General features: G+C 29.5%; 25 protein-coding genes and 1 other annotated feature. Of the genes, 24 read left to right on the forward strand and 1 reads right to left on the reverse strand.

The genetic code is table 11. From position 1 onward, the window contains the following. Nucleotides 1-8: 8 nt before the first annotated feature. Nucleotides 9-584 carry an electron transport complex protein RnfA gene (locus tag KQI16_RS01280; RefSeq protein ID WP_216431621.1) on the forward strand — a complete coding sequence of 192 codons (576 nt, stop codon included), beginning with the start codon at nt 9-11 and terminating at the stop codon, nt 582-584. A gap of 15 nt (nt 585-599) precedes the next feature. Beyond that, nucleotides 600-1,397 (forward strand): RnfABCDGE type electron transport complex subunit B, encoded by a 798-nt coding sequence (locus KQI16_RS01285; protein ID WP_216431622.1) that lies wholly within the window; start codon nt 600-602, stop codon nt 1,395-1,397. A 70-nt stretch (nt 1,398-1,467) separates the two neighbouring features. On the opposite strand, the gene KQI16_RS01290 is transcribed toward KQI16_RS01285, so the two are convergent. After that, a complete protein-coding gene (locus tag KQI16_RS01290; protein ID WP_216431623.1) occupies nt 1,468-1,746 on the reverse strand; it encodes a hypothetical protein in 279 nt (92 codons plus the stop codon). Between the two features lie 311 nt (nt 1,747-2,057). On the opposite strand from KQI16_RS01290, the gene KQI16_RS01295 reads away from it, so the two are divergent. The 22 genes from KQI16_RS01295 (at nt 2,058) to typA (ending at nt 25,392) form a co-directional block, all read left to right on the forward strand. Further along, nucleotides 2,058-2,462 (forward strand): hypothetical protein, encoded by a 405-nt coding sequence (locus tag KQI16_RS01295; protein WP_216431624.1) that lies wholly within the window; start codon nt 2,058-2,060, stop codon nt 2,460-2,462. Between the two features lie 174 nt (nt 2,463-2,636). Continuing rightward, nucleotides 2,637-3,092: a MarR family winged helix-turn-helix transcriptional regulator gene (locus KQI16_RS01300; protein WP_216431625.1), complete on the forward strand. Its 456-nt coding sequence runs from the start codon at nt 2,637-2,639 to the stop codon at nt 3,090-3,092. A 15-nt stretch (nt 3,093-3,107) separates the two neighbouring features. Beyond that, on the forward strand, nt 3,108-3,521 hold the full coding sequence (locus KQI16_RS01305) for a HutP family protein (RefSeq protein ID WP_216431626.1): 414 nt from the start codon (nt 3,108-3,110) through the stop codon (nt 3,519-3,521). 256 nt (nt 3,522-3,777) lie between these two features. Further along, entirely contained in the window at nt 3,778-4,779 is a 1,002-nt protein-coding gene (locus KQI16_RS01310; protein ID WP_216431627.1) for an ABC transporter substrate-binding protein, read from the forward strand. Next, entirely contained in the window at nt 4,779-5,708 is a 930-nt protein-coding gene (locus tag KQI16_RS01315) for an ABC transporter permease (protein ID WP_216431628.1), read from the forward strand. Before KQI16_RS01310 ends, KQI16_RS01315 begins: the two co-directional genes overlap by 1 nt. Further along, nucleotides 5,683-6,477 (forward strand): ABC transporter ATP-binding protein, encoded by a 795-nt coding sequence (locus KQI16_RS01320; protein ID WP_216431629.1) that lies wholly within the window; start codon nt 5,683-5,685, stop codon nt 6,475-6,477. Before KQI16_RS01315 ends, KQI16_RS01320 begins: the two co-directional genes overlap by 26 nt. Nucleotides 6,478-6,714: 237 nt before the next feature. After that, nucleotides 6,715-7,683, forward strand: a complete 969-nt coding sequence (locus KQI16_RS01325; RefSeq protein WP_216431630.1) for an ABC transporter substrate-binding protein — start codon at nt 6,715-6,717, stop codon at nt 7,681-7,683. Nucleotides 7,684-8,027: 344 nt separating this feature from the next. Beyond that, nucleotides 8,028-10,649 carry a bifunctional acetaldehyde-CoA/alcohol dehydrogenase gene (gene adhE, locus KQI16_RS01330; protein WP_216431631.1) on the forward strand — a complete coding sequence of 874 codons (2,622 nt, stop codon included), beginning with the start codon at nt 8,028-8,030 and terminating at the stop codon, nt 10,647-10,649. A gap of 135 nt (nt 10,650-10,784) precedes the next feature. Beyond that, nucleotides 10,785-11,282, forward strand: coding sequence for a hypothetical protein (locus tag KQI16_RS01335; protein ID WP_216431632.1), 498 nt, complete (start codon nt 10,785-10,787; stop codon nt 11,280-11,282). Between the two features lie 22 nt (nt 11,283-11,304). After that, on the forward strand, nt 11,305-12,567 hold the full coding sequence (locus KQI16_RS01340; RefSeq protein WP_216431633.1) for a replication-associated recombination protein A: 1,263 nt from the start codon (nt 11,305-11,307) through the stop codon (nt 12,565-12,567). A 116-nt stretch (nt 12,568-12,683) separates the two neighbouring features. Beyond that, entirely contained in the window at nt 12,684-13,136 is a 453-nt protein-coding gene (locus tag KQI16_RS01345) for an RrF2 family transcriptional regulator (RefSeq protein ID WP_216431634.1), read from the forward strand. A gap of 2 nt (nt 13,137-13,138) precedes the next feature. Continuing rightward, nucleotides 13,139-14,311 carry a cysteine desulfurase NifS gene (gene nifS / locus KQI16_RS01350; protein WP_216431635.1) on the forward strand — a complete coding sequence of 391 codons (1,173 nt, stop codon included), beginning with the start codon at nt 13,139-13,141 and terminating at the stop codon, nt 14,309-14,311. A gap of 32 nt (nt 14,312-14,343) precedes the next feature. Then, entirely contained in the window at nt 14,344-15,426 is a 1,083-nt protein-coding gene (mnmA, locus tag KQI16_RS01355; protein WP_216431636.1) for a tRNA 2-thiouridine(34) synthase MnmA, read from the forward strand. 76 nt (nt 15,427-15,502) lie between these two features. Continuing rightward, nucleotides 15,503-15,994 (forward strand): PRC-barrel domain-containing protein, encoded by a 492-nt coding sequence (locus tag KQI16_RS01360; protein ID WP_216431637.1) that lies wholly within the window; start codon nt 15,503-15,505, stop codon nt 15,992-15,994. Continuing rightward, nucleotides 15,978-17,009, forward strand: a complete 1,032-nt coding sequence (locus KQI16_RS01365; RefSeq protein ID WP_286172826.1) for an AI-2E family transporter — start codon at nt 15,978-15,980, stop codon at nt 17,007-17,009. The genes KQI16_RS01360 and KQI16_RS01365 overlap by 17 nt, the downstream gene beginning before the upstream one ends. A gap of 64 nt (nt 17,010-17,073) precedes the next feature. After that, nucleotides 17,074-17,244: a binding site (T-box leader), on the forward strand. A gap of 54 nt (nt 17,245-17,298) precedes the next feature. Then, nucleotides 17,299-19,938: an alanine--tRNA ligase gene (gene alaS / locus KQI16_RS01370; protein WP_216431638.1), complete on the forward strand. Its 2,640-nt coding sequence runs from the start codon at nt 17,299-17,301 to the stop codon at nt 19,936-19,938. Between the two features lie 161 nt (nt 19,939-20,099). Then, nucleotides 20,100-20,357 carry an IreB family regulatory phosphoprotein gene (locus tag KQI16_RS01375; RefSeq protein ID WP_119865150.1) on the forward strand — a complete coding sequence of 86 codons (258 nt, stop codon included), beginning with the start codon at nt 20,100-20,102 and terminating at the stop codon, nt 20,355-20,357. 56 nt (nt 20,358-20,413) lie between these two features. Beyond that, entirely contained in the window at nt 20,414-20,830 is a 417-nt protein-coding gene (gene ruvX, locus KQI16_RS01380; RefSeq protein ID WP_216431639.1) for a Holliday junction resolvase RuvX, read from the forward strand. Nucleotides 20,831-20,906: 76 nt separating this feature from the next. Further along, on the forward strand, nt 20,907-21,179 hold the full coding sequence (locus KQI16_RS01385) for a DUF1292 domain-containing protein (RefSeq protein WP_216431640.1): 273 nt from the start codon (nt 20,907-20,909) through the stop codon (nt 21,177-21,179). Nucleotides 21,180-21,203: 24 nt separating this feature from the next. Beyond that, a complete protein-coding gene (locus tag KQI16_RS01390) occupies nt 21,204-21,674 on the forward strand; it encodes a Fur family transcriptional regulator (RefSeq protein WP_216431641.1) in 471 nt (156 codons plus the stop codon). A 73-nt stretch (nt 21,675-21,747) separates the two neighbouring features. Next, the gene (locus tag KQI16_RS01395; protein WP_216431642.1) at nt 21,748-23,415 is read left to right on the forward strand and encodes a ribonuclease J; all 1,668 of its coding nucleotides are present in this window, start codon (nt 21,748-21,750) and stop codon (nt 23,413-23,415) included. A 150-nt stretch (nt 23,416-23,565) separates the two neighbouring features. Next, on the forward strand, nt 23,566-25,392 hold the full coding sequence (typA, locus tag KQI16_RS01400) for a translational GTPase TypA (protein WP_216431643.1): 1,827 nt from the start codon (nt 23,566-23,568) through the stop codon (nt 25,390-25,392). Nucleotides 25,393-25,414: the final 22 nt, after the last annotated feature.

The raw sequence follows: 25,414 nt of genomic DNA on the forward strand, positions 1-25,414 counted from the left end.
AGATATAAATGGAATTACTAATGATTTTTATAAGTGCAATGTTTGTAAATAACTTTGTTTTATCAAAATTCCTAGGTATATGTTCGTTCCTTGGAGTTTCTAAAAAAAAGAGTTCAGCATTAGGAATGGGACTAGCAGTTACTTTTGTTATAACTCTTGCATCAGTTATGTCATGGCTGGTATATAAGTTGTTAAAAAAATTCGAACTTGAATATTTAAGTACCATTGCTTTTGTACTTGTTATTGCTGCTTTAGTTCAATTTGTTGAAATGGCCATAAAAAAATACTCTCCTTCTTTATATAAAGCTTTAGGTATTTATTTACCATTAATCACAACGAATTGTGCAGTTTTAGGTGTGGCAACATTGAATGTTCAAGAAGAATATAATTTCATTCAAGCAGTGGTTAATGGTTTAGGAGCCTCATTAGGATATTTTTTAGCTATAGTTTTATTATCATTTATTAGAGAAAGAATTGATAATAATGAGAATATTCCAGTTGTTTTAAGAGGGCTTCCAACAACCTTATTTACAGCAGCATTAATGTCGATTGCATTCTTGGGATTCCAGGGATTAATACACTAAAAGGAGGAAATCTATATGAACGTTATATATGCAGCCCTTATATTAGGAATACTGGGATTAATTTTTGGAGTTTTACTTGGCTTTGCTTCTAAAAAATTTGAGATTAAAGTTGATCCTAGAATACCAAAATTAAGAGAGTGTCTGCCTGGAGCAAACTGTGGAGGTTGTGGTTATGCAGGTTGTGACGCCTATGCTGAGGCAATGGTTATGTCTGGAGCGAAATTAAATCTATGTACAGTAGGTGGAGCAAAAACTGCAGAAGAAATAGGTAAGGTTTTTGGAGTTGCAGTTGATAATGTTAAAAAGATGACAGCTTATGTAAAATGTAATGGAAATTGTGATGCGGCAAAAAATAGATATGAATTGAAAGGTGTTCATGACTGTATTACAGCTAGTCTAATGGAAGCAGGAGGAAATAAAGCTTGCTCCTATGGATGTTTAGGTTTAGAAAGTTGTGTTAGAGTATGTGAATTTGATGCTATTAAAGTAATAAATGGGGTAGCAAAAGTAGATAAAGAAAAATGTACAAATTGTGGGGCATGTGTAAATATCTGTCCTAAGGGGTTAATAGAATCTGTACCATATGAAAGTAAGGTAAGGGTAGAATGTAATAATACTGAAATAGGCAAACATGTAAGAGAAAACTGTTCTAATGCATGCATAGGATGTAAATTATGCGAAAGAAACTGCCCTCATGATGCAGTTCATGTATTAAATAATCTGGCTTTAGTGGACTATAATAAGTGTGTGAACTGTGAAATTTGTACTAAGAAATGTCCAACTAAATCTATAAAAAATGTTTTTGTAAGTTAAATAAAAGGGGCTGTCGCATTAGCGATTTTTAACCGCTAATGCGACAGCCCCATTTCACTATAAAGAAGAATTAATTGATAATTGGAATGATGTTATAGTAAGGTGTTTTATCATTTGTAACTTTTTTTAGTGTGGTAATGACTTCTAAAGCTAAATCCTTATTACATATAAATTCAAGTTTAACAGAATTATCTTCTTTCTGATTTTTCTCATTCTTTACACGGAGTTTAGTTTCGTATATATGAAAATCCTTATCAAATTCTATTAATAAGGGATACAAGGAATTTTTTAAAATATTTAGCTTATCGTAAGAAGTATATACTTCAAATTTTATTTTAGAATAGTTCATTTATGTAGCCTCCATGAAAAATATTATATATTAATATTTATTAATAAAAAGTGTAATAAATGTATGAATAATAAAAAATAATGGATTTATCAAAACTAGAGAAAGATGTTGAAAAAAATGATTATTTTGTATAAAACTACAAATAATGAATTTATATTAAACTGAAGGAAAAACTGAATAAACTGATATAAAAATGAAACTAAACTTGCAAAAGTATGAAAAATTACAAGAAATATATCTTTTATCTAATTTTATCATATAATATAAGTATAAAGGATAAATAAAAATCTAATTAAACAGGGGGATTTTATATGGGATTATTATTAATTTTTCTTGGCGTATTGCTCACTATATCTACATTAATTAAACTAATGAATAATATTTTAATTAATAAAAATTATATTATTAAAAGAGCAAAAGTTGTTGGTTTTGAAAGTTTTGTTTCAATTGATAGAGATTCAGAAGCAAATATATTATATAATCCTGCATTATACCCAATATTAGAAGTAGAAGATAAAGATGAAAAAATAAAATTGGTTATGCCGATTTATGAAAATAATATAGAATATAAAGAGGGCAAAGAAGTAGAAATAATGTATCCAAAGGGCAGAATAGAAAAATCAAGAATATATGACTATCATGATGAATTGAAATTTTATTATGTAATATTAGCAATAGGACTTATAATTGTAGCTTTATCCTTTAGTATTATTTAAAAATGCAGGAGCCTTAGGGCTCCTTTTTTAAAAACAAAAAAATTTTATGATAAAAGGCTGATTATTAAAGGATTTAATTGAAATTATTATTAGATTGGCTTATTATAATATAAAGGAATTGATGAAAATGATTAACTAATGAAAATATTTAAGAAGGATGGGGATAATATAAATATGCAAAGAAAAGAAGACGTAGCAAATCAATTACTTGTAAAGATTTTTAATAATATACTTGAGATAGAAGAAAAGATGCTAAGAAAAGGTGAATTTTCAGATTTATCTATAAGGGAAATGCATATAATAGAGAGCGTTGGGAAAAAAGAACAAAGTATGATGAGTGAAGTCGCACAAGATTTAGGTATTACTGTTGGAACTTTGACAACGGCAATAAATAAACTTATAAAAAAGGGTTATGTAACAAGAAAAAGGATTGAAGAAGATAGAAGAGTAGTAATGGTACAGTTAACTGAAAAAGGCTATGCTGCTTGTGAAAATCATAAGAAGTTTCATAAAGAAATGATAAGTTCAATGATGGATGAGCATACAGAAGAAGAAAAAGAAATATTGACCCATTCCCTAGAAAAATTAAATAATTATTTTAACGAGAAATATAAGCTGGTAAAAAAATAAGAAAAAGGTGATGAAATGCTAAGCAATAGTCTTGATGTTGCTAAATGTGCTATAAAAATGGCTATTTCTTCAAGGGAAGAAGAAGAAATTTTAAAGATTGAACTAAGGAAGAGAGGGGTTTTAGCGACAGCTGTAAATATTGGTGGAAATATCAATGAATCGACTTTGAAAATTTTAGAAAGTACCTTAGTAGCAGCTAAAAGAAGTGGTGTTATTAGAGATGAACATATTCATGAGGGAGCTGTTGTTGGTGCAGCAAGAGATGCATTGATGGAAGTATGGAATAGGGCGAGTGGGTTAAGCGTTGGTGGAAAAGTTGGTATAGCAAGAAAAGGTCAACATCTTACAGTATGCATTTTTCTAAGTGTTGGATTATTACATTTAAATGAAGTTGTAATAGGACTTGGTCATAGGGCTATACCTGAATAAATGTGTAATAAAAATTAACGATTTTAAAAGAATCGTTAATTTTTTTATTTACAAATCAGAATTGATATGCTAATATAGGGTAAAAATTATTTTAATAAATAATAAATTAATATCAAAATCTCTAAAAGTGTATATAACTAATATTATATTGGTTTACTTATTTTAAGTTTAACAATATAATATATAAATATTTAATAAAATAAAAATGTAGAATAGTAGATTGGAGATTTTGAAAAATAAATAGGAGGACAGTATTATGGTAGGAAGAAAAAAAATAGCTTTATTATTAGCTGGATTAATTACAGCAACAAGTCTAATTGGATGCAAAAAAAATGATGCTGCTTCAGTAGCAGATGATAAGCTAGAAATAGGAATAAGTCAGTTAGTACAGCATCCAGCCCTTGATTCAGCTAGAGAAGGCTTTATAGAGGGCCTTAAAGAAAAAGGATATGAAGAAGGAAAAAATGTAGATATTGATTATCAAAATGCCCAAGGTGATGCAGCTACATCTCAAACTATTGCTCAAAAATTTGTTTCTGAAAAGAAGGATTTAATATTAGCAATAGCTACACCTGCTGCTCAGGCTGTTTATAACGCAACAAAGGAAATACCAACAGTCTTTACAGCTGTAACTGATCCAATATCAGCAGGAATAGCTAAAGATTGGACAAGTTCTGGATCAAATTTAACAGGTGTTTCTGATATGGTTCCGGTTAATGAGCAATTAGAATTATTATTAAAACTAGTACCAGAAGTAAAAACATTAGGTGTAGTTTTTAATACTTCTGAGGCAAATTCGCTTGTACAAGTTGATGAATTAAAGAAAGAAGCTGAAAAATTAAATATAAAAGTAAAAGAAGTAGGTGTTACAAATGTGAATGAGATAAATCAAAACCTTACTTCTGTAATAAGTGAAATAGATGCTTTATATACACCAACAGACAATACAATTGCATCTGCTTATGATCTAGTTACAAAAATTGCTCTAGATAATAATGTTCCGATTTTAGGAGCTGAAGAAGCAGTAATTAGTGTTGGAGGATTATGTTCAATTGGAATAGATTACTTTAAATTAGGAAAAGAAACAGCTTATAAGGCAGTAGAAATAATAAAGGGTAAAAAGCCATCAGAAATAGAAATCTCAACCTTAAGTGAGATGAATATAACAATAAATACTGACGTTGCATCTAAATTAGGAATAACAATACCAGATGATATTAACGAAACTGCAAATAAAGTTACTGGAGGCGTTAAGTAATGGATTTGATTATTAATGTGTTAGAACAAGGGCTTTTATTTGGTATTGTTGCAATGGGAGTTTATATAACTTTTAAAATTCTTAATATAGCAGATATGTCAACGGATGGAACTTATCCATTAGGTGCTTCGATTTGCGCTGCTTTATTAGTTAAGGGAATTAATCCTTGGATATCAGTAGTACTTGCCACTATAGGAGGAGCTTTAGCAGGATTAATATCAGCTTTGTTAAATGTTAAATTGAAAATAAGCAGTTTAATGTCAGGAATTTTAGTTATGACAGGACTTTATTCAATTAATTTAATGATAATGGGAAAATCTAATGTTCCATTATTTAATACAAAAATTATTTTTAATAATAATTATAAAATTTATATTATATTTGTAATAATTGTAGTTTTAAAATTCATCCTTGATTTATTTCTTAAAACAAAGTTAGGTAAATTATTAATAGCTTTAGGAGATAATGAACAAGTTATTACTGCACTAGGAGTAAACAAAGATATAATCAAGATTATAGGTTTAATGATAAGTAATGCTCTTATTGCTATGGCTGGGGCTCTTACAGCTCAATATCAAGGTTTTTCAGATGTTACTATGGGGACTGGTATTTTAGTAATGGCTCTTGCTGGAGTAATAATAGGAACTTCAGCTTTTAAGAAGTTAACTTTATTAAAAACAACGACTTTGGTTGTGCTTGGATCGATAATTTACAAATTAGCAATTGCCTTAGCATTAAAGTTTAATTTAGATCCGAATTATTTAAAATTAATGACAGCAATAATAGTAATTATAGCCTTAAGTTTAAATTCAAATATGTTAAATGTTAAAAAAAATAAAAAATTAACTAAGGCAGATGGTTCTAAAAGTATAAATGGTATTTCTAAAGAAGGTGGTGATTTAAATGCTAAAAATTCAAGCATTGCATAAGGTCTTTAATGAAAATACCATTAATGAGAATAAGGTTTTTTCAGATTTTTCTTTAACAGTTAATAAGGGAGATTTTATTTCAATAATTGGTTCTAATGGAGCTGGGAAATCGACTTTATTAAATATAATTGCAGGAACTATTGAATGTGATGAAGGGCAGATATTATTAGATGGTAAAGATGTTACAAGAGATAGTGAGTATAAAAGAGCAAAGGAAATTGGAAGAGTATTTCAAAATCCTTCCTTAGGAATAGCTCCTAATATGACAATATTAGAAAATTTAGCTCTTGCAGATAATAAAGGAAAAACTTATGGCTTATCCTTTGGTGTAAATAAGAGAAGAATCGATTATTATAAGGAACTATTAAAAGAAGTTGGTTTGGGATTAGAAGATAAACTTTATAATAAAGTTACTTTATTATCAGGAGGTCAGAGACAAGCTTTAACATTATTAATGGCAATGATGTCAAAGCCAAAACTTTTATTACTTGATGAGCATACTGCAGCTTTAGATCCTAAAACATCAATGAAGATAATGGAGATTACAGAAAAAATAGTTAAAGATACAGGAATTACAACATTAATGATAACCCACAATCTAAATCATGCTATAAAGACAGGCAATAGATTACTTATGATGCATGGAGGAAAAGTTTTATTTGATGTAGGAGAAAAAGAGAAAGAAGAACTGACCACAAAGAAGCTTATGGAACTATTTGAAAAAGCAAATGTAAGTGAAGGTTTAAGTGACAGAAGTTTATTTAACTAATTATTAAAAGTTGTTACGCTATTAATTTTGCGTAGCAACTTGCTTTTTATGAAAAATTATTAATGTAATTTTTCATCACAATATAATACAATTAGAATATTATATTGTTATATAATTTATCTTTAGAAGTATTAAACTGAATGTAAATAATGTTAGGTTTTCATAGCATTATTTCAGAATAAATTTATTTAATAGTAGAATGGTAGGATAGAAATTGTAAAATTGGAGGATTGTATTATGGTAGGAAAAATGAAAATTGCTTTGATTCTTGCAGGATTAGTGACTCTTACTATTTTTTTTGGATGCCAAAATAATGATGAAATGACTAAGGATGATGAAAAAATAAAAATAGGAATAAGTCAAATTGTGCAGCATCCGGCTCTTGATCTAGCAAGGGAAGGTTTTATTGATGGCCTTAAAGAAAAAGGTTATGAAGATGGTAAAAACATTATTATTGATTATCAAAACGCCCAAGGGGATGCAGCTACATCTCAGACAATTGCTCAAAAGTTTGTTTCTGAGGATAAAGATATGATTTTGGCTATAGCGACACCATCGGCTCAGGCTGTATATAATGCTACTAAAGAAATACCAAGTGTCTTTACGGCGGTTACAGATCCCGTTTCTGCAGGAATAACAAAGAGTTGGGAAAGTTCTGGAACTAATTTTACTGGTGTGTCAGATATGGTTCCTATTGATAAGCAATTGCAATTATTATTAAAGCTTGTGTCAGAAGTTAAAATATTAGGAGTAATTTATAATACTTCTGAGGTGAATTCAATAGTTCAAGTTGAAAATTTAAAGAAAGAGGCTGCAAGATTTAATTTAGAAATTAAAGAAATTGGTGTTACGAATGTAAATGAAATAAATCAAAATCTTACTGCAGCAATAAAAAGTATAGATGCCTTATATACACCTACAGATAATACTGTTGCATCGGCTTTTGAGTTAATTGGAAAAATTGCTGTTGAAAATGATATACCAATTCTAGGAGCTGAGGAAGCAGTAGTAGATGTGGGAGGATTATGTTCAATAGGTATAGATTATTATAAATTGGGAAAAGAAACAGCTAATAAAGCTGTTAAAATAATAGAGGGAATAAATCCAGCAGAAATTGAAATATCTACTTTAAATGATTTTAGTGTAAAGATAAATAGTGATGTTGCAAAGAGATTAGGAATAACAATTCCTGAAGATATTGATTAATGTTTGAAAAAATAGAAAAAGTTATTATGCTATTAAATTAGTGTAATAACTTTTTTGTATATCATGTATATCTTAAACTATAAATGATTCAAATATGTTAAACAATAGATAGTTAAAAAAATAACTAAAATTTAGCAAGTATAAAGGGTTAGATTTATTAAAATATAACATTAAACTACATTATTATTATTAAATTTTAAAAATATTAAAATAATATGAAAAAGCAACAAATATAGATTGACAAAAATTAAACAATAAGCTAAAATGAATTTACAAGAGATTGATAAATAAATAACAATTAAATGTATAAAATTTTTGTACAATATTTTTAGGAGGATATGAAAATGGCTGTTACAAATTTGCAAGAATTAACTAAGAAATTTGAAGAATTAAGAGAGGCTCAAAGAAAATTTGCTACTTATACTCAAGAGCAAGTAGATGAAATATTCAGACAAGCTGCAATGGCTGCTAATAATAATAGAATTAAATTAGCAAAAATGGCAGTTGAAGAAACTGGAATGGGAATAGCAGAAGACAAAGTAATTAAAAATCATTTTGCTGCTGAATATATTTATAATCAATATAGAGATATGAAAACCTGCGGAGTGATTGAAGAAGATTTAACAAATGGTGTTACAAAGGTTGCAGAACCAAAGGGAGTAATAGCTGCAATAGTACCAACTACTAATCCAACATCAACAGCAATATTTAAAACATTAATTTCACTTAAAACTAGAAATGCAATTATTATTTCACCACACCCAAGAGCTAAGAAATCTACAATAGAAGCCGCTAAAATTGTTTTAGAAGCAGCGGTAAAAGCTGGTGCACCAGAAGGAATAATTGGATGGATAGATGAACCATCAGTTGAATTATCACAAGCTGTTATGGCACAAGCAGACTTAATATTAGCTACAGGAGGACCTGGAATGGTTAAGGCTGCTTATTCATCAGGAAAGCCAGCAATAGGGGTTGGTGCTGGAAATACGCCTGCAATAATAGATGAAACTGCTCATCTAAAAATGGCTGTTAACTCAATAATCTTATCAAAATCTTTTGATAATGGAGTTATATGTGCATCAGAACAAAGTGTTATTGTATTAGATAAGGTATATGATGAAGTAAAAGCAGAATTTGCTGCAAGAGGTGCTTATATATTAAAAGGTGATGAAATTCAAAAGGTTAGAAGCATAATATTAAATGATAAGGGTGCATTAAATGCAAATATTGTTGGTCAAGCACCATGGAAAATAGGAGAATTAGCAGGAGTAACTATTCCAAAGAGTGCAAGAATTATAATAGCAGAAGTTGAATCAACAGATTTATCTGAACCATATGCTCATGAAAAACTTTCTCCAATTTTAGCGATGTATAAGGCTAAGAGCTATGATGAAGCTGTAGAAAAAGCTGCTAAATTAATAGCTCAAGGTGGTATGGGACATACTTCTGTATTATATACAAATGAAATTGCTTCAAAAGATAGAATTGAAAAATTCCAAGATGCTATGAAAACAGCAAGAACTTTAATAAATATGCCAGCATCTCAAGGTGCTATTGGAGACCTATTTAACTTTAGATTAGCACCATCATTAACATTAGGCTGCGGATCTTGGGGAGGAAACTCAGTTTCAGAAAATGTTGGCCCAATGCACTTATTAAATGTAAAAACAGTGGCAAAAAGGAGAGAGAATATGCTTTGGTTTAGAGCTCCAGAAAAAACATACTTTAAATTCGGTTGTTTACCATTTGCTATAAAAGAATTACATGAAATGAACAAGAAAAGAGCATTTATAGTTACAGATAGAATATTAGATAAACTAGGATACACTGATAAGGTAGTTAAAGAATTAGAAAAATACGGAATAGAATTTAGAGTATTTACTGATGTTGAACCAGATCCAACACTAGCATGTGCTAAGAAAGGTGCACAAGAAATGTTATCTTTCAACCCAGACATGATAATTTCATTAGGTGGCGGATCACCAATGGATGCAGCAAAAATCATGTGGGTAATGTATGAACATCCAGAAGTAAGGTTCGAAGACTTAGCTATGAGATTTATGGATATAAGAAAGAGAATTTATAAATTCCCAACAATGGGACAAAAGGCTATGATGGTTGCTATTCCAACTTCAGCAGGTACTGGATCAGAAGTAACACCATTCGCTGTTATTACAGATGAAGAAACTGGAATTAAGTATCCACTTGCTGATTACGAATTAACTCCAGATATGGCAATTGTAGATGCTGAACTTATGATGTCAATGCCAAAAGGTTTAACAGCAGCTTCAGGTATAGATGCATTAGTTCACGCAATAGAAGCTTATGTTTCAATAATGGCATCAGAATATACAAATGGATTAGCTTTAGAAGCAATAAGATTAGTATTTAAATATTTACCACAAGCATATAATGAAGGAACTACAAATGTTAAAGCTAGAGAAAAAATGGCTCATGCATCATCAATGGCTGGTATGGCTTTTGCAAATGCCTTCTTAGGTATCTGCCACTCTATGGCTCATAAGCTTGGTGCTTTCCATCACTTACCACACGGAACTGCAAATGCATTATTAATAAATGAAACAATAAAATTCAATGCTGAAAATGCGCCAACTAAACAAGCTGCTTTTGCACAATATAAATATCCTAATGCAGCTTGGAGATATGCAAGAATTGCAGATTACTTACAATTAGGTGGAAACACTGAAGAAGAAAAAGTTCAATTACTAATTAATGCAATTGATGATTTAAAAGAAAAAGTAGGTATGCCAAAATCAATAAAAGAAGCTGGAGTACCTGAAGATAAATTCTATGCAACATTAGATGAAATGGTAGAACAAGCATTTGATGATCAATGTACTGGAGCAAACCCAAGATATCCATTATTCAGTGAAATTAAGCAAATGTATATAAATGCATATGAAGGAAATAAGAAAGCTAAGAAAGCAGTTAATAAACAAAAATAAGCTAATAATATATAAATACAATTAATTTAAAACTATATGCTAATAATTTAATAAATATTAGCATATAGTTTTTTTATATTAATATGTAATTAAATATGATATTATAAAATGGAAATAAATATATTGGGAGGCTTTATGAAGAAAAGTATATTAAAATTATTAATGATTATTTTTACTATGATTTTATTCATCAGTTGTTCAAATAGTAAGTCTGAAATAAGCAAGGCCGAAAAAGAAAAAATAAAAGAAACTATTGATTTAGTCTTATCTTATGATAAAGGTTATGATGAAAAAGTAAGTAAACATATAAGTGGAAAAAATTTCTATATTTGTAATTATGTTGAGTTTTATAGCCTATATATCGGTGAACTTGAATTAAAGGAGTATAACAGTGAAATGCTAAATATCAGTAAAGATAAAGATGGACTTTATAAGGCTGCTTTAGTTTTAAATATGAGGGCAGAAGCTTTAGAAGTTCATGAAGGTGAAGAGGAAGGCAGTGATGAGGCTATAGGAGAAAATGTTCCAGTTGAAGTTATCTTAAGTTTAGAAAAGGAGAATTATTATATTAAGTCCTTTACTGAATACGAAAATCTTGAAAAGGCTAAAGAATTAAGCGAAATGTTTAGGTAAATAAAAAATTGGAGGGCAAAGGATGAAACCATTAGCAGAGAGAATGAGGCCTAACAGTTTAGAAGACTTTATAGGACAAAAGCATATAATAGGTCCTGGAAAACCATTATATAATTTAATAATTAATAAGAAGATTCCAAATTGTATTTTGTATGGGCCCCCAGGTACAGGAAAGACAACTTTAGCAAATATAATAGCAAATTATGTTGATAAGAAATTTTATAAATTAAATGCTACAACTGCATCTGTTAAAGATATTCAAGATATAGTATCAGAGCTGGATACTTTGTTAGGTTATAATGGAGTTGTAATTTATATTGATGAGTTACAGCATTTTTCTAAAAAACAGCAGCAATCCTTATTGGAGTTTATAGAGAATGGAAAAATAACTTTAATAGGAAGTACAACAGAAAATCCTTATTTTGTATTGCACAAAGCTATAATAAGCAGATGTAACATTTTTCAATTTCAGCCTTTAAAAAGGGAAGAAATAATGGAAGGAATTATAAAGGCTATTAAAAGAGCTAAAGAAAAGGAGCTAAATATAGAATATACAGAAGAAGCTATATCTTATATTGCAGAAATATCTCAGGGAGACTATAGAAAAGCTTATAATATACTAGAGTTAGCTATTAACTCTCAGTTAAGTTCAACAATTAATCTTTCAGTTGAGTATATTGAAAGTTTAGGGCAATCTCATATTAGATCTGATTCCTCTGGAGATGAATATTATAATTTGCTGAGTGCCTTTCAAAAAAGTATAAGAGGAAGTGATCCGGATGCAGCTGTACATTATTTAGCAAGATTAATTAAAGGAGGTAATCTTCAAGCTATTATAAGAAGAATTTCTATTATTGCTGCAGAAGATGTAGGATTAGCTTATCCAAACGCGTTATCGGTGGTAAATTCCGGAATAGAATTGGCCTTAAAAACTGGATTACCAGAAGCACAAATAATTTTATCTGAATTAACCATATTTTTAGCTGCTTTACCTAAATCAAATAGTGCTTATTTAGCTATTAATTCAGCAATGGAAGATTTAGATAAATTCAATATAGGGGATATTCCAAATCATTTAAAGGATACACATTATAATGGAGCAAAGGATTTGGGAGTGTTTGGTTATAAATATCCTCATGATTATAAAAACAATTATGTAAAACAGGAATATATGCCAAAAGAGTTAGTTGGGAAAAAATATTATATTCCACAAAATAATAAATTTGAGGAAAACATTAAAAATTATTGGGCAAATATAAAAAATAAGGTAAATAATTCAAGGTAAAATATTAAATAGTGCTTGATGTATTATGAAAAATAGAGAATATTGACATCAAAAAATCAGTTTGATAATATATAAATACAAGTAAATTAGTCAACATTAAAGAAGGTGAAAAAATAATGAAGCTTTCAACAAAAGGTAGATATGGTGTAAAAGCCATGGTGGATCTTGCTATACATTATGGCAGTGAGCCAGTTTCTATAAAAACTATTTCTAAAAGGCAAGGAATTTCAGAGTATTATTTAGAACAGTTATTTTCATCCTTAAGAAAAGCTAAATTGATAAAGAGCATAAGAGGAGCTCAGGGAGGTTATGTATTAAATAAAGATCCAAAAGATATTACTGTTGCAGATGTAATGGACATACTAGAAGGTCCAGTTGAAATTGCAGAGTGTATAGAAGGAAATGACTGTAATAATTTAGACTTTTGTGCAACAAGATTATTATGGGAAAAAATTAAAAAAAGTATAGATGAAGTAATGCAAGGTATTACTCTTCAAGATATAGTTGATGATTATAATAGAATGAATGAGATAAATCAACAAATTAATTTAGTTAAGAGGAGAGAATAAATATGAGAAAGGTTTATATGGATTATGCTGCAACTACTTATGTAAAAAAAGAGGTACTTGAAGAAATGATGCCTTATTTTACTGAAAAGTTCGGCAATCCATCATCCTTTTATAGTATTTCTAGAGAAACAAAAATAGCCCTTGATGAGGCGAGAAGTAGAGTGGCAAAGGCTTTAAATTGTCTTTCAAGCGAAGTATATTTTACAGGAGGAGGATCTGAAGCTGATAATTGGGCTATTAAAGGAATTGCAAGTGCAAACAAGGAAAAAGGAAATCATATAATCACTACAAAGATAGAACATCATGCGGTATTACATACTTGTGAGTTCTTAGAAAAGCAGGGCTTTGAGGTTACTTATTTAAATGTAGATAAAGAAGGTTTTGTAAATTTAGAGGAATTAAAAAAATCTATTACAGATAAAACAATTTTAGTTTCAGTAATGTTTGCAAATAATGAAATAGGTACAATTCAGCCTATCAAAGAAATAGGATCAATCTGTAGAGAGAAGGGTGTTATCTTTCATACAGATGCAGTTCAAGCTTTAGGAAATGTAAAAATAGATGTACAAGATATGAATATAGATTTACTATCTTTAGCTGGACATAAGATTTATGGGCCTAAAGGAGTAGGAGCTCTTTATATTAGAAAGGGAATAAAAATTGATAATCTAATTCATGGAGGAGGCCAGGAGAGGGCAAGAAGATCTGGAACTGAAAATACAGCTTCTATTGTTGGCCTAGGAAAAGCTGTTGAATTAGCAATAGAAAATTTAGAAGAGCATAATAAATATTTAGTAAAATTAAGAGATAAACTTATAGATGGATTATTAAAAATTCCTAATACAAAATTAAATGGTCCATTAGGGGATAAACGACTTCCTGGAAATGTAAATGTTGTGTTTGAATATGTAAAGGGAGATTCGGTTATATTAAATTTAGACTTTGCTGGTATATGTGCTTCAAGCGGAAGTGCTTGTACTTCAGGTTTCTTGAATCCATCTCATGTTCTTCTTGCAATTGGATTATCTAAAGATTTAGCAGAGGGATCTTTGAGATTAACATTAGGAGATGATTCTACTGAAGAAGATGTAGATTATGTTTTAGAGGTACTACCTCCAATTATAGAAAGAATAAGAAAGACCTCTTCTTTATGGAGGGAAAAATCACAAAAATAATAAAAAATATTTATTATAGAAAGTAGGGAAAAATGAGTAAGAGAGTTGTAGTTGGTATGAGTGGTGGAGTTGATAGCTCTGTTGCAGCATATCTATTAAAAGAACAAGGTTATGAAGTTATTGGGGTAACAATGAAGCATTTTGACGATGATGATGAAGATTTTACACAAAGAGAGGGCGGATGTTGTTCTCTTTCATCTGTTGAAGATGCTAGAAGAGTTGCCGATAAATTAGGAATTCCTTTTTATGTCTTAAATTTTAAGGATTCCTTTAAAGAAAAAGTTATAGACAATTTCGTTGAAGAATACATAGAAGGTAGAACACCTAATCCATGTATTCAATGTAATAAGCATATTAAGTTTGATGAGTTCTTAAAGAGAGCAAAGGAAATAGGTGCTGATTATGTTGCTACAGGACACTATGCAAAAATAAGAAAAAATGAAGATGGAAGATATCTTTTAATTAAGGCTGATGATGATACAAAGGATCAAACTTATGCTTTATATAATTTTACACAAGAACAATTAAGTCAAACTCTAATGCCTTGTGGAGATTATACAAAGGTTAAAATAAGAGAAATAGCAAAGGAGATAGGTTTGGCTGTTCATAATAAGAAAGACAGTGAAGAAATATGCTTTATACCAGATAATAATCACGGTAAATATATATCAAAGGTAAGGCCAAAGGAAGTAAAAGAAGGTAATTTTGTTGACAAGAATGGAAATATATTAGGAAAGCATAAAGGAATAGTATATTACACCATCGGTCAAAGAAAAGGCCTAGGAATAGCTCTTGGAAAACCTGTATATGTAACTGCTATTAACCCTAAAACAAATGAAGTAGTATTAGGTCCAGAAGAAGATGTATTTAAGAAGGAATTAATTTCAAAGGAAAATAATTTTATTCCTTTTGATAAATTAGAAAAAGAAATTACTGTACAGGCAAAGGTTAGATATTCAGCAAGACCAGCAGAAGCAACAATAACTCCATTGCCTGATGGAAGAGTTAAAGTATCTTTCAAGGAAAGGCAAAGAGCTATTACAAAAGGTCAGTCTGTTGTATTTTATGATGGAAACATTGTTGTTGGCGGTGGAATAATAGATGAGATATTATAAAAATTCCCATATAAATTATGGGAATTTTTTTTATGTATATAGGAAATAATATTTATATATCAGGAAGGAGAAAGATATGCTAAAGACGAAGGATTTCTATTTAGTAAAGGTGTATGACATCAGGGGGAAGTACTTAGGGATTGTAGATGATATATATATCAACTTTTATAAGGGCACAATAGAGGGATTATTTATTTCTAATTATATATTTTTTAGTAAAAGAAATTTTGTTAAAGCCTCTGATATTATTTCCTTTGAAGAGGTTATTATTGCTAGAAAGCTAAGCGAAAAATCGGGAGTTTCTTTTAAAAGTATAAAAGATATGGAAATAAAGGATAATAAAAATATAATAAAGGGAGTATTGGAGGATTTAATTATTGAAAAAGAAAAACTAACTATAAAAGGTTTAATAATGAGTTCAGGTTTATTTGATAGAATAATAAAAGGAAGAGAGATATTATTACTTAAAAATTGCCTCTTAGGAGAGGATTTTATATTACATCATGGAAATGGTGAAGTAAGATTAAAAAGTATTCCAAGAAGGAAGTATTATGATGAAGAAGGATAATATTAAGTATTTTATTAAGATTCTTTCAATAATATTGCCTATTATAATAATTATATATTTATATATAAAATTAGAAACAATAAGCAGCATTATTAACTTAATTTTAACAGGAATAGTTCTTGCTTATGCTTTAAAACCGATAACTTTTTTTATAAGTGAAAAATATAAAATAACCCATAGATTATCAGCAATATTATTATTAACTTTAATATTAGTAACACTTATTTTAATTATTTGTACTGTAGTACCTTCAATATTTGAAGAAAGTCATAATGTTGGTAAAATATTAGACAATATGGATGATTATATAAATAAATTAGTCAATAAAATAAAGCTGGGAAATACAAGAACCTTTGAAACTATATATGAGCAAATAAGTGAAAAAATCAACATTTTTATTAGGAGTTTTTCAGTAAGAGCTTTAGATTATTTAATAAATTTTTTTGAAAGTTTAGTTTCCTTTGCAATTATTCCAATTGTAACTTATTATTTTTTAGTAGATGGAGAGTTAATATACAATAAAATACTATTAATCTTACCAACAGAAAAAAGAATAGTAGCTAAAAGGATTATTAGTCATATTGACAAGGTTTTATCAAGATATATAGTCAGCCAATTATTATTGTCATTAATAATTGGAGTTTTAACAACTATAGTTTTAATAATATTAAATGTAAAATTTGCAATAATTCTTGGGATCTTTAATGGAATATTAAATATTATTCCTTATTTTGGCCCTATAATTGGAGCAATACCTCCTATATTTATAGCTCTTATTGAATCTCCAGAAAAAGCTCTATGGACAGTTATAGCAATGGCAGTAATTCAACAAGTAGAAGGGAATATATTATCACCTAAAATTACTGCTGACAGTACTAATATGCATCCCTTAATGATAATAATATTGCTGCTTTTAGGAGAAAAATTAGGTGGATTTATAGGTATGATAATAATTATACCAATTGGAGTAATGATTAAAGTAATTTATGAAGATATTAATGATTATCTATTCTAAATAGTATTTGACATATTTACTTAAATAATCTATAATTTCTATGAAATTATTTAAAATTTTATATAGTATAGCGATGAAGAGAAGGAGTAAATATAGGCGTGCATTCAGAGAGGAAGTGGATGGTGTAAACTTCTTGCATAATATATTGAAGCTGTCTTGGAGCTAGTATAACTAAGTGATGCAGATTTCTGCATAATTAGGGTGGTACCGCGGAACTGTTGCTTTCGTCCCTTTCTTTAGGGATGAAAGCTTTTTTAATACAATAGAATAAAAAAATGGAGGTAATATTGTGAGATACATTGGAACAAATGAATTAAGAGAAATGTATTTAAAATTTTTTGAATCGAAAGAACATTTAAGATTAGAAAGCTTTTCTTTAGTTCCTAAAAATGATAAATCTTTATTATTAATAAATGCAGGAATGGCACCTCTTAAGCCATATTTTACAGGCTTAGAAACTCCGCCTAGAAAAAGAATAACTACTTGTCAAAAGTGTATTAGAACTGGCGATATAGAAAATGTAGGTAAAACATCTAGACATGCAACTTTTTTTGAAATGTTAGGAAACTTTTCTTTTGGAGATTACTTTAAGGAAGAAGTAATTCCATGGGCTTGGGAATTTGTAACAGAAGTATTACAAATTCCAAAAGATAAATTATATGTGACTATTTATCTTGAGGATGATGAAGCTTTTGATATATGGTGTAAAAAGACAGATATTGATCCAAAAAGAATATTTAGATTAGGTAAAGATGATAATTTCTGGGAAATTGGAGTAGGTCCATGTGGTCCATGTACAGAAATACATTTTGATAGAGGAGAAGGCCAAATTACAAGTGTAGAAGAATTTTTAAAGGCAGCTGATGAAGACAGGGTAGTTGAGTTCTGGAACTTAGTATTTACTCAATTTGATAAAGATGAGGATGGAAATTACAATAGATTAGAACATCCTAATATTGATACTGGTATGGGACTTGAGAGAATTGCTACAATTATGCAAGGTGTAGATAATATCTTTGAAATAGATACAGTAAAAAATATATTAGGAAAAGTATCAAAACTAGCAAATGTTGAATATGGTGCAGATAAAGATAAGGATATTTCTTTAAGAATAATAACTGACCATGTGAAGTCAGTTACAATGATGATTTCAGATGGAGTACAACCTAGCAATGAAGGAAGAGGATATGTATTAAGAAGACTTTTAAGAAGAGCAGCTAGACATGGAAGAATACTAGGAATAAAAGATTTATTTTTAACAGAAATAGTAGCAGCTGTAGTTGAAAATTATAAAGGAGCATATACAGTTCTTGAAGAAAAACAAGAATATATAGAAAAAATAGTTTCTTTAGAAGAAGAGAGATTCAATGAAACTATAGATTCAGGAATGAATATTTTAAATGATTATATAGAAGAAATGACAGCATTAAAAGAAAACATTCTTAAAGGTGAAAAGGCATTTAAGCTATATGACACTTATGGTTTCCCAATTGAGTTAACAGAAGAAATTCTTGAAGAAAAGGGAATGAAAGTTGATAAAGAAGCTTTTATGAAGGAAATGGAAGAACAAAGACAAAGAGCAAGAAGTGCAAGGGGCGAAACTTCCTACATGGGTAATGATGAAAAGCCTATAAATAAGATAGAATCTTCAGTAAGTACAAAATTTGATGGTTATGGAAGTATAGAATTAAAGTCTAATATTATATTATTAGCAGATGATAATGATTTTAAAGAGTCAATAGTTGAAGGAGAAAAGGCTTATATAGTTACTGAAAAAACTCCTTTCTACGCTGAAATGGGTGGTCAGGTAGGAGATAAAGGTTATATAACTACATCTACTGGGGAAGCCTTTGTATATGACACTAAAAATAATGTTGGTGGAAAGATTATTCACTATGTTGAAGTTTTAAAAGGTGAAATTAAACTTAATCAAGAAGCTGATTTAAGAGTAGATGGAAGAAGAAGAAAAAATATAGCAAGAAACCATACTGCAACTCATATGCTTCATAAGGCTTTAAAAGAAGTGTTAGGAAGTCATGTAAATCAAGCAGGCTCCTATGTTGATGATGAAAGACTAAGATTTGACTTTTCACACTTCCAAGCATTAACTTTTGAAGAAATTGAAAAAATTGAAAAACTAGTTAACGATAAAATAATGGAAGTTCTTAATGTTGGAACAGAAGTTATGACTTTAGATGAAGCTAAGAATTCAGGAGCTATGGCTTTATTTGATGAAAAATATAAGGATGATGTTAGAGTTGTAAGCGTAGGAGAATTTTCAAAGGAATTATGTGGAGGAACGCATGTAATTAATTCTGGAGAAATAGGATTATTTAAGATAGTTTCAGAATCTGGTGTTGCTGCTGGTGTAAGAAGAATTGAAGCTATAACAGGCGTTAATGCTATGAAGTACATGGAAGAGAAACAAAATTTATTAAAAGAAGCTTGTGCTATGTTAAAATGTTCAGAAAAGAATCTTATAAAGAAAATATCTCAACAAAATTCTGAACTAAAAGAAAAAGATAAAGAAATAGCTGAACTTAAGAGAAAGTTAACTCAAGGATCAGAAAATGATATTTTAGCATCAGCTAAAGAAATTAAGGGAATAAAAGTAATTGCTTATGAAATAGATGGGGTTGATCCTAACTCATTAAGAAATTTAGCAGATAAATTAAGAAACAAAATTGAAACTAGTGTTGTAGTATTGTTTAGTAATGTAGATGGAAAAGTAAATTTAGTTTCAATGGCAACTAAGGATTCAATAGATAAAGGAATTCATTGTGGTAAGATAATAAAAGAAGTTGCAGCAGTTGTTGGAGGGGGCGGCGGTGGAAGACCAGATATGGCTCAAGCCGGTGGAAAAAATCCAGCAGCTATAAAAGATGGAATAAATAAAGTATATGAGCTTGTAGAAGCTTTAATAAAATAAATTGTGTACAAATATGGAAATTTAGTCTATAATTAAATTAATGATAATAGTATTAATATTGTTTATTAAGTAGAATAAATAATATTAAGAGTGGGATAATATTATTATTATATGTTTAACTAAATAAAGTAAGGGGGTGAGCTGCGATTAGCAGCAATTGTATGAATAATAACTTAGATCAAACAATGCAATTTAATTTAAACATTAATAGAGAGGATTTAACAAAATCAATTTTAACCGATGTTTATAATGCGTTAAAAGAAAAAGGTTATAATCCAATAAACCAATTAGTAGGTTATCTTATTTCAGGGGACCCTTCTTACATTACAAGCTACAACGGAGCAAGAGCTTTACTAAGAAAACTTGAAAGAGATGAAATTCTTGAAGAAGTAATAAAATCTTATTTAGAAATAAAATAGAGAGTGCCCGTTAAGGGCACTCTTTAATTATAAAATTATATTTATAAGGAGTAAAAATGAGGATATTAGGTTTAGATTTGGGTTCTAAAACTATAGGAGTTGCTGTTAGTGATCCATTAGGTTGGACAGCACAAGGTGTTACAACTATAAAAAGAACCAAAAAAGAAAAGGATATTGAAGAAATAAGGAAAATTTGTGAAGAATATAAAGTTGATACAATAGTTTTAGGAATGCCTAAAAATATGAATGGAACAATTGGAGAGGCAGGGGAAAAAGCTATTGAATTTTCTGAACTTTTAAAAGAAAAATTAAATATTGAAGTTCAAATGTGGGATGAAAGATTAACAACTGTAGCTGCTCATAAAGCAATGCTGGAAGCTGATTTATCAAGGAAGAAGAGAAAGCAGATTGTAGATAAAATTGCTGCTGTATATATATTACAGGGATATTTAGATAGAATAAGCAAAAAATAATATTGTATTCTTAATTGAAAATTATTATTGACAAGCATTAATTATAAATCTAAAATTAAGAAAAAGGAGAATGATTATGAATAAAGATTTAGAGCAATTGGAATTATATGATGAGGAAGGAAATTTAGTAAAGCTAAATGTAGTAGCTTTTTTTGATATGGTAAATCCTGATACAGAAGAAAAAAGCGAATATGTTATTGTATTTGATGACAATTATACTGAAGAAGATTTATTTGCATTAAAGGTTGAAAAAGATGAAGATGGAGACGATCTTTTAGTACCAATAGATGATGAGGTAGAGTTAGCTGCTGTTCAAGAAGCTTACAATACGATTTTTTTTGAAGAATAAAAAATAAAGGGAGGGGTATTGTTTATGGAACAATCAAATACTATAGATTTTAATGTTTTAAAAGAAGAATTAAAACAAAAAGGATATAAGTTAACTCCTCAAAGAAGGGCTATAGTTGATACAATAATTGAAAATGAAGGAGAACACCTAACTACAGAAGAAATTTATGATGAAGTTAAGAAAAATTGCCCTGAAATAGGTTTAGCAACAGTATATAGGACAATAATATTATTAGAAGAACTAGGCGTAATTTGTAAGCTTGATTTAAACGATGGCTGCAGCAGATATGAGTTAGTTAGAAAAAATGAAGGTCATAGACATCATCATTTAGTTTGCAATGAATGTAAAGGTGTTATAGAAGTTCAAGATGATTTATTAGATGAATTAGAAGAAGAAGTAGAGAGATCCTATGGTTTCCATATAATAGATCATAGTGTAAAATTTTTTGGTATTTGTAGAAAATGTCAGAGCAAAAATATAGATAAAATTGAATAATAAGATAAAGGATGGCCTCTCTTAAGAGAAGAGCACCTTTGTATTACATATATTGAAAAAAGGAGGGGACATATTGAAAAACGAAAAAGCAAAAGTTAAAATTATTCCTTTAGGAGGAATAAATGAAATAGGTAAGAATATAACAGCAATAGAATATAAAAACGATATTGTTGTTATAGATTGTGGGCTTAAATTTCCAGATGACGATATGTATGGTATTGATTTAGTCATACCTGATGTAAGTTATTTAATAAAAAATAAAGAAAAAGTTAGAGGTATTTTTTTAACTCATGGACATGAAGATCATATTGGTGCTCTGCCATATGTTTTGAAGCAGTTAAATGTACCTGTATATGGTACAAAACTTACAATAGGAATTGTTGAAACAAAGCTGAAGGAACATGGCTTGTTAAGCTCAACAGAATTAATAAGAGTTAAACCAAGGGATGTCATTAAATTAAGTTCGGTATCTGTTGAATTTATTAAAACAAATCATTCAATTGCAGACTCAGTAGCAATTGCAATTCATACTCCTTTAGGAGTAGTATTGCATACAGGAGATTTTAAAGTAGATTTTACTCCAATAGATGGTGTGCCTATGGATTTTGCAAGATTTGCTGAAATAGGCAAAAAAGGAGTATTAGCTATGATGGCAGATTCAACAAATGTTGAAAGACCAGGATATACAATGTCAGAAAGAGTTGTTGGTGAAAATCTCTTTAAGCTTTTTGCAAAAGCTAAGGGAAGAATAATAGTAGCAACTTTTGCATCGAATATTCACAGAATACAGCAAATTTTAGATGCTGCTAGAGCATTAAATAAAAAGGTTGCTGTTTCTGGCAGAAGTATGGAGAATATAGTTGCTGTTGCTAAGGAATTAGGTTATTTAGAGTGCGAAGATGATGTTTTAGTAGGTATAGATAATATAAATAAATATAATAATAACCAAGTAGTTATTATTACAACAGGAAGTCAAGGAGAACCGATGTCAGCTTTAGCTAGAATGGCTAATGCAGAACATAGAAAGGTAACAATAGTTGAGGGAGATACAGTAATCTTATCAGCAACTCCTATTCCAGGAAATGAAAAACTTGTTTCTAAGGTTATAAATCAACTATTTCATAAGGGAGCAGAAGTTATATATAAATCTTTAGATGAAGTTCATGTTTCAGGTCATGCATGTCAAGAAGAATTAAAGCTTATGTTATGTTTAGTTAAACCTAGATTCTTCATTCCTGTACATGGAGAATACAGACATTTAAAGCAGCACTGTGAACTTGCAGTATCAGTTGGAGTCTCAGAAAATAATGTTTTAATACCTGAAAATGGTGCAATTATTGAAGTTAATAGAAGCGGAATAAAGAAAAATGGAAGTGTAACTGCAGGTCAAGTTTTTGTTGATGGATTAGGTGTTGGTGATGTTGGAAATATTGTACTAAGAGATAGGAAACATTTATCACAAGATGGAATTCTAACAGTAGTAGTTACAATTTCAAGAGAAGATCAAAAAGTTATAGCTGGTCCAGATATTATTTCTAGAGGTTTTGTTTATGTAAGAGAGTCCGAGGTATTAATGGATGAAGCTAAGGAAATAGTTAAAAGTGCTTTAAAGGAATGTGAAGAAAAGAACATTACTGATTGGGCTAGCTTAAAGAGTAGAGTAAGGGATGAATTAAGAAATTATCTTTACGAAAAAACAAAGAGAAAGCCTATGATCTTACCTATTATTATGGAAATATAATCTTGAATGTTGACATTCTAGCATAAAAAACTTACAATGTATTATAGTATTTAATATGGTTATTAAAAAATTGGATACAGGTGTATCCAATTTTATTTTGAGTAAAATAATCTATAGGTTTACAATAGACTTAATAATGGAGGAATTTAGATGGAATTAATTATAAGAGACGATATAAGAAACATAGCGATAATAGCTCACGTTGACCATGGTAAAACAACTTTAGTTGATGCTCTTTTAAAACAAAGCCATGTATTTAGAAGTAATGAGAAGATTGAAGAAAGAGTAATGGACTCAAATGATCTAGAAAGAGAAAGAGGAATAACTATTTTATCAAAGAATACTGCTATTATGTATAAGGGGATAAAAATAAATATAATAGATACTCCAGGGCATGCCGATTTTGGTGGAGAAGTTGAACGTGTTCTTAAGATGGTAGATTCAGTGTTATTGGTTGTAGATTCTTATGAAGGACCAATGCCTCAAACGAAGTTTGTCTTGAAAAAAGCTTTAGAGCTTGATCTTAAGCCGATTGTGGTTATTAATAAAATAGACAAACCTAATGCTAGACCAGAAGAAGTAATAGATGAAGTTTTTGATTTATTTGTAGAATTAGGTGCAAATGATGAACAATTAGATTTCCCAGTTGTGTATGCTTCTGCAAGGGAAGGTATTGCTAAATATGAAGTTGAAGATGAAAATAGTGATATGACACCTTTATTTGAGACTATTATCGATAAAGTTGAAGCGCCTAAGGGATATATAGATGAACCATTTCAAATGCTTATTACAACTTTAGATAATAATGATTATGTGGGAAGAATAGCAATAGGTAAAATATATAGAGGAACTATTAAGAAAAATCAAACTGTAACCTTAATTAGAAAAGACGGAACAAAATCAAATTATAAAATTTCAGCTATATTTACATATAGCGGATTAAATAAAATTGATGTTCAGGAAGCTTCAATGGGGGATATAGTTGCCTTAAGTGGAATACCAGATTGTAATATTGGAGAAACAATAGCAGATTCATTACAACCTGAAGCTTTACCATTTGTAGATATTGATGAGCCAACATTAAGTATGAATTTTATGGTAAATGATTCACCATTTGCAGGACAAGAAGGAGAATATGTTACATCAAGACATTTAAGAGATAGATTGTTTAAAGAACTAGAAACTAATGTTAGTTTAAGAGTAGAAGAAATAACTCCAGAGTGTTTTGAGGTTTCAGGAAGAGGAGAACTTCATCTTTCTATACTTATAGAAACTATGAGAAGAGAAGGTTATGAGTTCCAAGTTTCAAAGGCTAATGTCATATTTAAAGAAGAAAATGGTAAAAAGTTAGAGCCTATAGAATTCTTAACCATAGATGTGCCAGAAGAATTTATGGGACCAGTTATGGAAAAATTAGGACCAAGAAAGGCAGAGATGGTTAATATGACCTCAGCAGTTAACGGATATACAAGGTTAGAATTTAAAATTCCAGCAAGAGGCCTTATTGGATTTAGAAGTGAGTTTATGACTGACACAAAGGGAAATGGTATTATGAATCATGTTTTCCATGGATATGATGAATATAAGGGAGAAATACCAGGAAGAAGCAGAGGCTCATTAGTTTCTTTTGAAGAAGGAGAGTCTATTACTTATGGTCTATATAATGCACAAGAAAGAGGTACTTTATTTATAGGTGCTGGAGTTCCTGTTTATGAAGGAATGATAGTAGGTGAATGTTCTAGAGCTGAAGATATAGATATAAATGTATGTAAAGGTAAAAAATTAACTAATACAAGAGCATCAGGATCTGATGACGCTTTAAAATTAACTCCTCCAAGAAAAATGACCTTAGAACAATGTTTAGAATTTATTAATGATGATGAACTTGTAGAGATCACTCCTAAAAATATTAGAATGAGAAAAAGAGTATTAAACTCAAGTGAGAGAAAGAAAATAATAAGCAGAAAGAAAAAATAACTAGCTAAAATTCTTTATTACT

The sequence above is a fragment of the Caproiciproducens sp. MSJ-32 genome, assembly GCF_018918055.1.
In the GTDB taxonomy this organism is placed as follows: Bacteria; Bacillota; Clostridia; order Clostridiales; family Clostridiaceae; genus Clostridium.